The following is an 11,573-nucleotide window of genomic DNA, read 5'->3' as shown; positions in this document are numbered from 1 at the left end:
CTACTGGTTACTCATGAAGGATTTACCGCTGCCGTGGCACTGTGCGCCGGCAGGCCGATGCGGCCGATGCCGGGCAGTTTCAGGGCCGGTCGCAGGATATCCACGCCGATGGTGAGGCCGAGCAGGTTGAGCTCCAGCCCCTCGCGGGCTGCGGCCGTCACGCCGGCCAGGCCGAACAGGTTGACCTGCCAGCCGGTGCCGCTGGGTGCAGGGGCGAAGACGGTGGTGCTGCCGAGCCAGTCCTTGCCCACCGCGGTGGGCGGCAGTTCCAGGCCAAGCTCCGGGACTTCGCGGGCCAGATAGGCGACGAAGCTGTTCGAATTCGGCCCCGGCCACATCACATAGCCGTCGCGGCCGGGATAGCGCTCGGCGGCAGAGATCAGCAGCGGGATGGCGGCGGCGGCTTCCGGGCCGCGCAGGTCATGCAGCAGCTCCGGCGCGTTGCCGGCCCAGTAGCCGTCGGGGGTGCGCTGACTGATCCGCACCGGTGCGCCGCCCCAGCCGACCACTTCGTACCGGGTATAACCCGGTGCGCCGGCCGGCTTGACCACCACCCAGGTATGCACGGCAAAAGCCCCGCGCCAGCCCCAGACCCGGGCGGCATAGACTTGGACCACGGCGTCTTTCAGGGTGAGCGGATTGGGCGCCAGCCCGGCGCTGTCCCAGCGCGCGGTCGACCAGTGCTTGCGTTCGGCCGTGGCGATGGAGGCGCCGCTGGCCACCAGAGGCAGGGCGATCAGGGCGGCCAGCGCCAGCAGGAGATTGCGGATCAGCGGTCGGGATCGGAATGTCATGTCTGCCTATACGGTCAAACATAGAATGTCCGGCGATTATGGCAAAGCGGAGACAGCCGGCTGTGACCGCCGTCTCAATCAGGCTCGCGCCCCGGATTTCGCTCTGGGATGGGCGGCGTCATAGACCCGCAGCAGGGCCTCGGCATCGACTTCGGTATAGCGCTGGGTGGTGGCCAGCGAGGCATGGCCCAGCAGTTCCTGGATGGTACGCAGATCGCCACCAGCGGCCAGCAGATGCGTGGCGAAAGAATGCCGCAGGGCATGTGGCGTGGCGGTTTCCGGCAGGCTCAGCATACGGCGGGCATTGCGCATGGCTTTCTGCACGATGGCCGGATCGACCCGCTTGCCGCGCGCGCCATAAAACAACGGCGTGCCCGCGCCGATCTCGTAGGGACAGAGTTTCACATAGGCGGCGATGGCCGCGCGCACCACCGGCAGGATCGGCACCAGGCGCTGCTTGTTGCCCTTGCCGGTAACGGTGAGGCTGTCCCCCTGGGGAATCTTGTCACCGTCCAGACCCAGCGCTTCGCCCAGGCGCAGGCCGGCACCCCACAGCAGGGTCAGAATCGCCGCATCGCGCGCCTGCAGCCAGGGGGCGGCATCGGCTTCGTCGACCGCCTCAATCATCTGCTGCGCGGCCTTCACACTCAGCGGCTTTGGCACGCTGTGTGGCCGTTTCGGCGTGCGCACCAGGTTGGCGGCGGCATTGTCGATGCGGCCGTCCTTCTGCAGGCGGCGGAAAAAGCTGCGCACGGCGCTCAGGTTCCGCGCCACCGAGGTGGCGCCGACGCCGGCGGTGCGGCGCTGGCTGAGATAGGCGCGGAAATCGGCCAGTCGCAGCGACTGCAGATCGGCCATGCCGGCCGGTTCGCCCAGATGTTCGCTTAAGAACGACAGATAAACTGACAGGTCCAGGCCATAGGCGCGCAATGTATGGCGCGAGAAACGCTTTTCCTTCGCCAGCCAGCGATACCAGGCCTCGGCGGCCGCCTTCACGTCATCGGCGGCGAGGAAGAACGGCAGGCGTTCTTCGGCGCCGGAAGCCTTTGCCGCCTTATTCAAGCCGGTCGTGGCAGGTCGAGCCATGCACGCACCGAACGGCCGAGTACCCCGGTCAGGAACTGCAGCAGCTCCGTGCCTTGATGCGGCTGGAACTTATCGGCCTCGCGCGAGCCGAGTGCCAGCATGGCATGTGGCGCGTTGGGACCGAAATCGAGCCGCGCCAGCGCATCGGATTTCACCAGCGTTGCAGCCGGACCATACAGCCAGTCAGCGGCATCACATTTGTCGCGTGCGACAGCGGGCAGGGCACCCAGCAGGGTCTCGATGGCGCCGTTGGGCAGTACGAAAACGCCGCCGGTGGCGATTTCCTTCATCTTCTCCGGATCGCCCTCGACGCACAGGCTGATGACATCGACTTCCAGCAGGTCGGTCCAGTCCTGCGTCGCCATATGAATCATATGCTCGAAGCTGCCGGCCTCCAGCAGCATCAGCACGGCGGCATGCACGCGCTGCGTGGCCGACAGGTTCTGCCGGCTGGCATCGAGCAGCTCATTGCCGACATGCGACACGCGATGCAGCTCGCCCTGCAGGCGCTGGACCATGAAACGCTGCAGGTCGACCACATTGTCGCCGCCGCGTGGCGCGGTCGGCGGCAGCAGGATTTCGCACAGGTCGGGATGACGTGTCAGCAGATCGGGATGCTGTTTCAGCCATTCGATCACATCCGCCTCGGCGAGTCCGGCGGCGGTGGCGGCGGAAAGAGGAATGGTGATGCCGTCGGCCATGATGCGCCCGTTACCTGTCGTTGCCCAGGATCGACTGGCCGGTCTTCTTCCAGTCGGCGAGGAAGGCCTCCAGCCCCTTGTCGGTGAGCGGATGCTTGATCAGTCCCTTCAGCACATTCGGCGGCACGGTGGCCACATCGGCACCCAGCTTGGCGGATTCGATCAGATGGATCGGATGGCGGATCGAGGCGACCAGCACCTCGGTCTTGAAATCGGGGTAGTTGTTGTAGATTTGCACGATATCGGCGATCAGCTGCATGCCGTCCTGGCCGATATCGTCAAGCCGGCCGACGAAGGGCGAGATGAAGCTGGCACCGGCCTTCGCCGCCATAATCGCCTGCGCCGGCGAGAAGCACAGCGTGACGTTGACCATGATGCCGTCGTCAGCCAGCGCCTTGCAGGTCTTCAGGCCATCCATGGTCAGCGGCACTTTTACGGCCACGTTGGTGGCCAATGCCGCCAGCTTGCGGCCCTCGGCCAGCATGCCGGCATGATCGGTGGCGGTCACCTCGGCCGAGACCGGGCCTTTCACGATCTTGCAGATTTCCCTGATCGTGGCGACGAAATCCTTGCCGGTCTTGGCCACCAGCGACGGATTGGTGGTCACCCCATCCAGCAGCCCGGTGTCGTTCAGCTCGGCAATCTCGGCGATATCGGCAGTATCGACGAAAAATTTCATTCCTGATCACTCCTTGGGGGCGGCCCGGGTCTGCCCGAATCAGCCGCCGATGCTATAAGCAGGATGGTTAACAATACCCGACCGGGCCTGGTGCTTCCAGCCAAACTCCCGGCACCTATTGACCGGTACAACGTTGACGCCTGCCGACCTGATCCATGTCCTGTTGCCCCTGCCGCTGGCTGAGCCCTTTACCTACCGGGCGGGTAGCGCGGGCCCGCTGGCGCCTGGCGATATCGTCGAGGTGCCGATCGGCAATCGCGTCTCGCTCGGCGTGGTCTGGGACGGTACGCCAGAGCCGTTGCCGGAAAAGGCAAAGCTGAAGGACGTGTTGCGCCGCTGCGATGCACCGCCGATCCCGCAACCCTTGCGCAAACTGGTCGACTGGGTTGCCGCCTATACGCTGAACCCGACCGGCGCGGTGCTGAAAATGTGCCTGCCCGAACCGCGCGCGCTGATCGAGCCGCCGCCGTCGCGGGCGGTACTCAGGCTCGGTGACGCGAGCGGCGTGAAGACGAGCGAGCAGCGGCAGCGTGTGCTGGAGATCGTGCGCGGGCAGCCGGGTCTCAGCGTCGCCGAACTGGCCGAGGCCGCGGCGGTGTCACAGGCCGTGGTGCGCAAGCTGCTGGAACTCGGTGCGCTGGTTGCGGACCAGGTGCCGGCCTTTCGCCCGCCGCCGGCACCGGACTGGCAACGGCCGGGCCGGGCGCTGAATGCGCTGCAGGCCGAGGCGGCCGCAGCCCTGCGTGCGGCCGCCGAGGCGCATGATTTCTCCGTCACGCTGCTGGAAGGCGTCACCGGCGCGGGCAAGACGGAAGTGTATTACGAGGCGGTGGCGGCGGCCCTGGCGCGCGGCCGGCAGGTGCTGGTACTGCTGCCGGAAATCGCGCTGACACAGCAGTCTCTGGACCGGTTCGAGCAGCGTTTCGGTGCGCCGGCCTGGGCCTGGCATTCGGAAATGCCGGAAGGGCGGCGGGCGGCAACATTGCGCGCGATCAGTCGCGGCGAGGCGAAAGTCGTGATCGGCGCGCGCTCGGCGCTGTTCCTGCCCTATGCCGATCTCGGCCTGATTGTGGTCGACGAGGAACACGATGCCTCCTACAAGCAGGAGGAAGGCGTGATCTACAACGCCCGCGACATGGCGGTGGTGCGCGCCAAGCTGGAGGGCATCGCCGTTATTCTGGCTTCGGCCACGCCGTCGCTGGAAAGCCTGAACAATGTGGCGCGTCGGCGTTATGCCCATGCCGTGCTGCCCGAACGGCATAATGCCGCCAGCATGCCGCGCATCGAGATCGTCGACATGCGCAGGGAAAGGCTCCCTGCGCAGCGTTTCATCAGCGCGCCGCTGGTGGCAGCACTGACCGAAACGATCGCGGCCGGCGAGCAGGCCATGCTGTTCCTCAATCGCCGGGGCTATGCGCCGCTGACGCTGTGCGGCGCCTGTGGCCATCGCCTGCAATGCCCGAACTGCGCCGCCTGGCTGGTCGAACACAAACGCCATGGCCGCCTGCAATGCCATCATTGCGGCCACCAGCAACGCCTCCCGCAGCATTGCCCGAGCTGCAATGCCGAGGACAAGTTCAAGGCCTGCGGCCCTGGCGTCGAGCGGCTGGCCGAGGAAGCGGCCATGCTGTTCCCCGATGCGCGGCTGGCGGTGATGGCCTCCGACACGGCCAATACGCCGCGCATGATCGGCGAGATGCTGGAGCGCATGGAGCGGCGTGAAATCGATATCCTGATCGGCACGCAGATCGTGGCGAAAGGCCACCATTTCCCGCTGCTCACTCTGGTAGGTGTGATCGACGCGGATCTTGGTCTTGCCGGCGGCGATCCACGCGCGGCCGAACGTACGCACCAGCTGCTGACCCAGGTGGCAGGGCGAGCCGGTCGCGCCGCCCATCCCGGTCGCGTACTGCTGCAGAGTTTCGATCCGCAGCATCCGGTGATCGCCGCCCTCAGCCGCCACGACACGGTCGGGTTTCTGGCGGCCGAGATGGCGGAGCGGCAGCGCGCCGGCATGCCGCCCTTCGGCCGGCTCGCAGCCGTGATCGTCAGCGGCACTGACCAGGCCGAGGTGGAGCAGGCGGCGCGCGCGCTGGCGCGCGCGGCGCCGCGCGGGAATGGTCTTTCGGTGCTCGGCCCGGCGCCGGCGCCGCTGCATTACCTGCGCGGCCGCTACCGCGAGCGCCTGTTGCTGAAGGCGCAGCGGGAAATCGATGTGCCTGCTGCTTTGCGGGAATGGATGGCCAAGGTAAAACTACCGTCAGGTGTAAAACGCACGGTTGATATCGATCCCTATAGCTTTCTTTAAAGCTTGGCCGTTTAAAGTGGCGGCACGGCCGGGTGGTTGGCCGTTTCTAAGGGGAAGAACACCCATGCGGTATGTACGTCTGCCCGCGCTCGGCGCGGCATTCCTTGCTGTTGGCCTGCTCGCGGGCTGTTTTGAAGCCAAGGAGACGGCGCCCGACAAACGCCATACCAGCCTCAGCAACTTCCAGCAGTTCATCCAGAGGACCGGCGGCCTCAAAAGCCTCAACACCTTCCAGAAGCGGCGGCCCGAGATCAATTCCGAGGAAAGCCTCGGTGTGATCTACGACGGTGCCCGCACCCAGGGCGAGGTGATGCGGTTCAGGGACAAGCAGCTGGCCAAGGAAATGCTGCCGGCGCTCAAGGCGGCGCGCTCGCGGCTGGGCGAGAGCGAAAACTGCACCCTGCGCGGCTATTTCATTGCCTGCGGCGAAGAGAAATTCGTCGAAGTCTTCCGCAAGTGGGAGTGACGGCGGCGGCCGATGCCGGACTGAAGAATTCCGGATATTCCTTTATCCAGAGGCGCTTCCGACAATCCTGAGTGAACGGGGCCGAACACTCCCGATTGACAGGGATCAATGCCATAGCCACGGCACGTCGACAGGATGGGAAACCCGTGCCGAGGCTCGCTCCTGCCGGGCCTGCCACCGGGGGTGTCCATATGTTGCGTAATCTGAACGATTTCCTCAGCGAACTGCGGATGCTGATCCGGGCCCGCTATCCTCTGGTCCACATCGCAACCTATGAAGAGGATCGCGCGCTGGTCGCGCTGGGTGCGATCGCTGCAGAACTGAACAAGAAGCTGATTCTCTGGAGCGCCAGTCGCGGGGTGCATAATCTGGACGGACAGCCGGTCGATCGCCACGATTTGGTTGGCAATGTCGAGGGGCCGTTTCCAGCGGCCGCACAGGCGGCGTTAAGCGATCTGGCATCGGCTCTGGAACTGTTCGACCGCATGGTGGTGCATAAGGACCGGCACAAGGGCGGTTATCTCTTCGTCTTCCTCGATCCCTATCCCTACCTGTCGGGCCGGGGCGTCAATCCGATCTACAGCCGCAAAATGCGCGATCTGGTGATTGCGATCCGCTCGCGCGGCTATCACGCCAATTGCCTGGTGATCTCGCAGAGCCTCGCCATTCCCGAGGAGCTGGAGAAAGAAGTCACCGTGATCGATCTGCCATTGCCGAGCCGGGACGAGATCGAGGCTCATGTTTCCGGATTGATCGAGAAACTGAGGCCCAATCGCGGATTCAAGGTCGATCCGAATCCCGAACTGGTCACCCGCATGGTCGATTCCGCACTCGGATTGACCATGGCCGAGATCGACAACTGCCTGTCAAAGGCGATTGTCGATGATATGAAATTCGACGACCGCGATGTGCAGTCGATTTTCCTGCAGAAGCAGCAGATCGTGCGCAAGAGCGGAATTCTCGAATATATCGATGCGCGCAAGCTTTCTCTTGATGACGTTGGCGGCCTGGATCTGCTGAAGCTGTGGCTGACCCGACGCGACGCGGCTTTCTCCGCGGCCGGCCGCACTTTCGGCATCGCTTCGCCGAAGGGCGTATTGATCACCGGTGTGCCGGGTTGCGGCAAATCTCTGTCGGCCAAGAGCGTGGCAGCGACCTGGAAGCTGCCGCTGATCCATCTCGATATGGGCAAGGTTTTCTCGTCCCTGATCGGATCGTCGGAAAGCCACATGCGTGAGGCTATCCAGGTCTGCGAGGCGGTAGCGCCTTGCGTGCTGTGGATCGATGAAATCGAAAAAGGCTTGCCGCGCACGCATGGCTATGTCGGCGACAGTGGCACGTCACTACGCGTGCTGGCAACTTTTCTGACCTGGCTGCAGGAAAAGGAATCGCCGGTCTTCGTCTTTGCCACGGCAAACGCCATCGAGCATTTGCCGCCCGAAGCCCTGCGCAAGGGCCGGTTTGACGAAATCTTCTTTGTCGACCTGCCCAATCATCAGGAGCGGCTCGAGATCATCGATATCCATATTCGCCATACCGGGCGGGACCCGAAGAATTTCGATCTTGATCGTCTGGCTACGATGGCTGGCCCGGAGCATTTCGGTGCCGATATCGCGCTAACCGGTGCCGAGATCAATTCCTGGGTCAATGAAGCGCTGATCGCGGCATTTCAACGGCGCAGGCATGGCGATTCCGATGTCGACCTGACGATGAGCGATCTGGAAGTGGCCCTCGAACGCCTGGTTCCGCTCGCCAAGATGCGGCAGACTGAAATCGCTGCAATGCGCCGCTGGGCCGACGAGCATGCCACTCGCGCCTCCTCACCGGAGGGCGCGGCAATCGTCACCGACAATCACCTGGAAATCGACGGCCGGCATCTCGATCTGTGAGAGGTCGGCGGTCGGCTGATTAATAGCCCCGGCCGTAATCCACCAGGCGCAACAGCGGCAGGCCCTGTTGCAGCCGGCGGATATTGTCGACGATCTGCGGCGCCACCTGGGCCGGGATGCTGTCAGCGGCGTTATGCGGCGTCACCGTCACCTTCGGATGGGTCCAGAAAGGGTGATTGTCGCGCAGCGGTTCCTCATCGAACACGTCGAGCGTCGCACCCGACAGCCATTCGCTGTCCAGCGCATGCAGAAGGTCGGCCTCCACCACATGGCCGCCGCGGGCGGCGTTGATGACATAGGCGCCACGCGGCAGCAGGGAGAGCGTGCGCCGGTTGATGATGCCGCGCGTCGCCGGCGTCAGGGGCAGCAGGCAGACCAGCACGTTGCACAGGCGCAGGAAGCTGTCGAGATGCTCTTCGCCATGGAAGCTGGTGACGCCGTCCACGGCCTTCAGGCCGCGGCTCCAGCTCACCAGCTGGAAGCCGAATTGGCCCAGCTTCTGCGCCGCCGCCATGCCGAGCGTGCCCATGCCCATGATGCCGACCACACGTTCGGCGGCATCCACCGGCGGCAGCCATTTCCAGGCGCGGTTACGCTGGTTGCTTGCCATGGCATCGACCTGGCGATGGAAGCGCAGCACATGCAGCAGCACATACTCGGTCATTGCCACGGTCAGGCGGTCGTCGATCACGCGGGCCAGCGGCACATGACGCGGCAGCGCGGGGTCGGCCAGGATGGCATCGACGCCGGCGCCGAAAGCATGGATCAGTTTGAGATTCGGAAAACTACGCAGCAGGCTGGGCGGCGGTTTGGCCACCAGGGCGACATCGATCTCGTTCGGATTACCCGTGTCGGGATGCCGGCGGATGTCGAGATCGGGCGCAAGCTTGTTCAATTCGGCAGCCCAGGCTGCCGGATCATGCGCCTTGGTGTATATCAGCAGGGCCACGTCACATCCTGACGGCGGCTGCGTGATGGACTGCGATATCGAAGGCGGCGGCGATCAGCGCGCGGGTGTAGTCGGTCTGTGGCGCGGTGAAGATCTGCTGCGCCGTATTCTCTTCCACCACCTTACCGTCCTTCATCACCATGACGCGGTCGGCCAGCGCCCGCACCACGCGCAGGTCGTGGCTGATGAACAGATAGGCGAGGCCGTGCTTTTCCTGAAGATCGCGCAACAGGTCGACGATCTGCGCCTGCACACTCATATCCAGTGCCGAGGTCGGCTCGTCGAGCACGATGAATTTCGGCTTCAGGGCGATGGCGCGGGCGATGGCAATGCGCTGGCGCTGGCCGCCGGAGAATTCATGCGGGTAGCGGTCCATGGTGGCGGGATCGAGACCGACCTCGGTCAGCGCATCGGCTACCAGGCTGCGGCGACCGGCTTCATTTCCGCCGATACCATGCACGGCCAGGCCTTCGGCAACGATATGGAAAACCGACAGCCGCGGGCTCAGCGAGTCGAACGGGTCCTGGAAAACGATCTGCATGTCCTTGCGCAGCGGCCGCATCTCGCCCCAGCTGCGCCCCTGCAGTTCGCTGTCGCGGAAGCGGATGCTGCCCTCGCTTTTCTGCAGCCGCAGCAGCGCATAGGCCAGGGTCGACTTGCCCGAGCCGCTTTCGCCGACCACGCCGAGTGTCTCGCCGGCGCGCACCTGCAGTGACACGCCGTCCACGGCCTTGATATGGCCGATGGTCCGGCGCAGCAGTCCGGTCGTGATCGGGAACCAGACTTTGACGTCGCGGGCGTCCATCACCACTGGCGCGTCTATGGCGGCCACAGCGGCGATGCCCCTGGGTTCGGCCGCCAGCAACTTTTTCGTATAGGCATGCTGCGGCTGGGCGAAGACCTGGGCGACTGGCCCGTGCTCGACGATCTCGCCATGCGTCATGATGCAGACGCGGTCGACCACCTTGCGCACGATATTCAGGTCATGCGTGATCAGCAGCAGTGCCATGCCGAGTTTCTGCTGCAGGTCTTTCAGCAGTTTCAGAATCTGCGCCTGGATGGTGACATCCAGCGCCGTGGTCGGTTCGTCGGCGATCAGCAGGTCTGGTTCGTTGGCGAGCGCCATGGCGATCATCACGCGCTGGCGCTGGCCACCTGACAGCTGGTGCGGATAGGCGCCGAGCCGTTTCTCGGCATCCGGCAGGCCGACCAGGCGCAGCAGTTCCAGCGTGCGCGCCCGCGCCGCCGCCTTGTCCAGTCGCTTGTGCAGGAACAGCACCTCATTGACCTGCTGCTCGATGGTATGCAGCGGATTGAGCGAGGTCATCGGCTCCTGGAATACCATGGCGATGCGGTTGCCGCGGATGCGCTGCAGCACGTCCGACGATGCCCCCAGCATTTCCTCGCCGCGGAAGCGGACCGAACCGCTGGGATGGCTGGCCAGCGGGTAGGGCAGCAGCTGCAGGATTGACAGCGCCGTTACCGATTTGCCCGAACCGCTCTCGCCGACCAGCGCCAGCGTCTCGCCGCGTGCGATGTCGAAGGAAACATGTTTCAGGGCATCGACAGTCCCCGCCGCATTCGGGGCACCCTGGCCGAAACGCGTGCTGAGATCGCGCACCTGCAGGAGAGGGGTCTGTCTGGCGCTCATTTCGACAGCGCTCATTTGAAAATCTTGCGCGGATCGAAGGCGTCGCGCACGGCTTCGCCAATGAAGATGAGCAGGCTGAGCATGATGGCAAGAACGGCAAAGGCGGTGATGCCGAGCCAGGGCGCCTGGATATTGGTCTTGCCCTGGCTGAGCAGTTCACCGAGCGAGGGCGAGCCCGGCGGCAGGCCGAAGCCCAGGAAATCCAGTGCGGTCAGCGTGGTGATCGAGCCGTTGAGAACGAAAGGCATCATTGTCAGGGTCGCCACCATGGCATTGGGCAGCAGGTGGCGGAACATGATGGAGATATCGGAAACGCCGAGCGCGCGGGCGGCGCGGACGTAGCCGAAATTTCGGGCGCGCAGGAATTCCGCCCGCACCACGCCGACCAGCGCCATCCAGGAAAACAGCAGCATGATGCCGAGCAGCCACCAGAAATTCGGCTGCACGATACTGGCCAGGATGATCAGCAGGTAAAGCGTCGGCAGGCCGGACCAGACCTCGATGAAGCGCTGGAACAGCAGGTCGGTCAGGCCGCCGAAATAGCCCTGCACAGCGCCAGCGACCACGCCGATCACCGAGCTGAGCGCGGTCAGCACCAGGCCGAACAGCACCGAGATGCGAAAGCCGTAGATCAGCCGCGCCAGCACGTCGCGGCCCTGATCGTCGGTGCCGAGCAGGTTCTCTGCCGTCGGCGGCGAGGGCGCCGGGCGGCCGAGATCGTAATTGATGGTGCGGTAGCTGTAGCGGATCGCCGACCAGAGCATCCAGCCGTCTTTTTCCCTGACCAGATCCTGCACGAACTGGTCGCGATATTTCGCCTCGGTTTCGAAATCGCCGCCGAACGTGGTTTCCGGATAGGCCTTCAGCACCGGGAAGTAATAGCCGCCGTCGTATTTCACGACCAGCGGCGAGTCATTGGCGATGAACTCGGCGAACAGGCTGAGCACGAACAGGATCAGGAAGGCCCAGAGCGACCAGAAGCCGCGGCCATTGGCGCGGAAGTTGCGCCAGCGCCGGGCGTTGATCGGGCTGAGTTTGAGCGGAGCCATC

General features: G+C 64.5%; 10 protein-coding genes. 3 read left to right on the top strand and 7 right to left on the bottom strand.

The genetic code is table 11. The features are described from left to right. Positions 1–11: 11 nt before the first annotated feature. The 4 genes from OJJ21_RS21505 to fsa form a co-directional block, all read right to left on the bottom strand. Positions 12–794, bottom strand: a complete 783-nt coding sequence (locus tag OJJ21_RS21505) for a DUF3750 domain-containing protein (protein WP_297689711.1) — start codon at positions 792–794, stop codon at positions 12–14. A 78-nt stretch (positions 795–872) separates the two neighbouring features. Then, entirely contained in the window at positions 873–1,880 is a 1,008-nt protein-coding gene (locus OJJ21_RS21500; RefSeq protein ID WP_297689709.1) for a tyrosine recombinase XerC, read from the bottom strand. Beyond that, positions 1,853–2,581 carry a DUF484 family protein gene (locus OJJ21_RS21495; RefSeq protein WP_297689707.1) on the bottom strand — a complete coding sequence of 243 codons (729 nt, stop codon included), beginning with the start codon at positions 2,579–2,581 and terminating at the stop codon, positions 1,853–1,855. Before OJJ21_RS21495 ends, OJJ21_RS21500 begins: the two co-directional genes overlap by 28 nt. A 10-nt stretch (positions 2,582–2,591) precedes the next feature. Further along, the gene (fsa, locus tag OJJ21_RS21490) at positions 2,592–3,260 is read right to left on the bottom strand and encodes a fructose-6-phosphate aldolase (protein ID WP_297689705.1); all 669 of its coding nucleotides are present in this window, start codon (positions 3,258–3,260) and stop codon (positions 2,592–2,594) included. A gap of 133 nt (positions 3,261–3,393) precedes the next feature. Between fsa and OJJ21_RS21485 the strand changes: the two genes are divergently transcribed. From OJJ21_RS21485 to OJJ21_RS21475, 3 genes are all read left to right on the top strand, one after another. Further along, positions 3,394–5,568, top strand: coding sequence for a primosomal protein N' (locus tag OJJ21_RS21485; protein ID WP_297689704.1), 2,175 nt, complete (start codon positions 3,394–3,396; stop codon positions 5,566–5,568). Positions 5,569–5,632: 64 nt separating this feature from the next. Beyond that, positions 5,633–6,034, top strand: a complete 402-nt coding sequence (locus OJJ21_RS21480; RefSeq protein WP_297689702.1) for a hypothetical protein — start codon at positions 5,633–5,635, stop codon at positions 6,032–6,034. Positions 6,035–6,225: 191 nt separating this feature from the next. Beyond that, positions 6,226–7,923 (top strand): AAA family ATPase, encoded by a 1,698-nt coding sequence (locus OJJ21_RS21475; RefSeq protein WP_297689701.1) that lies wholly within the window; start codon positions 6,226–6,228, stop codon positions 7,921–7,923. Between the two features lie 19 nt (positions 7,924–7,942). On the opposite strand, the gene OJJ21_RS21470 is transcribed toward OJJ21_RS21475, so the two are convergent. The 3 genes from OJJ21_RS21470 to OJJ21_RS21460 are packed head-to-tail and all read right to left on the bottom strand — an operon-like array spanning position 7,943 to position 11,572. Further along, positions 7,943–8,872: a glyoxylate/hydroxypyruvate reductase A gene (locus OJJ21_RS21470; RefSeq protein ID WP_297689699.1), complete on the bottom strand. Its 930-nt coding sequence runs from the start codon at positions 8,870–8,872 to the stop codon at positions 7,943–7,945. 1 nt (position 8,873) lies between these two features. Continuing rightward, on the bottom strand, positions 8,874–10,538 hold the full coding sequence (locus tag OJJ21_RS21465; protein ID WP_297689698.1) for an ABC transporter ATP-binding protein: 1,665 nt from the start codon (positions 10,536–10,538) through the stop codon (positions 8,874–8,876). Next, positions 10,535–11,572, bottom strand: coding sequence for an ABC transporter permease (locus OJJ21_RS21460; RefSeq protein WP_297689857.1), 1,038 nt, complete (start codon positions 11,570–11,572; stop codon positions 10,535–10,537). The genes OJJ21_RS21465 and OJJ21_RS21460 overlap by 4 nt, the downstream gene beginning before the upstream one ends. Position 11,573: the final 1 nt, after the last annotated feature.

Source organism: Ferrovibrio sp. (assembly GCF_025869515.1).
GTDB lineage: Bacteria > Pseudomonadota > Alphaproteobacteria > Ferrovibrionales > Ferrovibrionaceae > Ferrovibrio.
Note: the sequence above shows the minus strand (reverse complement) of the source record. Positions and strands in the feature narration are given on the sequence as shown.

Coding starts and splice junctions, on each gene's coding strand:
- OJJ21_RS21505 (WP_297689711.1), bottom strand. CDS start 794: ATGACATTCCGATCCCGACCGCTGATCCGCAATCTCCTGCTGGCGCTG.
- OJJ21_RS21500 (WP_297689709.1), bottom strand. CDS start 1,880: ATGGCTCGACCTGCCACGACCGGCTTGAATAAGGCGGCAAAGGCTTCC.
- OJJ21_RS21495 (WP_297689707.1), bottom strand. CDS start 2,581: ATGGCCGACGGCATCACCATTCCTCTTTCCGCCGCCACCGCCGCCGGA.
- fsa (WP_297689705.1), bottom strand. CDS start 3,260: ATGAAATTTTTCGTCGATACTGCCGATATCGCCGAGATTGCCGAGCTG.
- OJJ21_RS21480 (WP_297689702.1), top strand. CDS start 5,633: ATGCGGTATGTACGTCTGCCCGCGCTCGGCGCGGCATTCCTTGCTGTT.
- OJJ21_RS21475 (WP_297689701.1), top strand. CDS start 6,226: ATGTTGCGTAATCTGAACGATTTCCTCAGCGAACTGCGGATGCTGATC.
- OJJ21_RS21465 (WP_297689698.1), bottom strand. CDS start 10,538: ATGAGCGCTGTCGAAATGAGCGCCAGACAGACCCCTCTCCTGCAGGTG.
- OJJ21_RS21460 (WP_297689857.1), bottom strand. CDS start 11,572: ATGGCTCCGCTCAAACTCAGCCCGATCAACGCCCGGCGCTGGCGCAAC.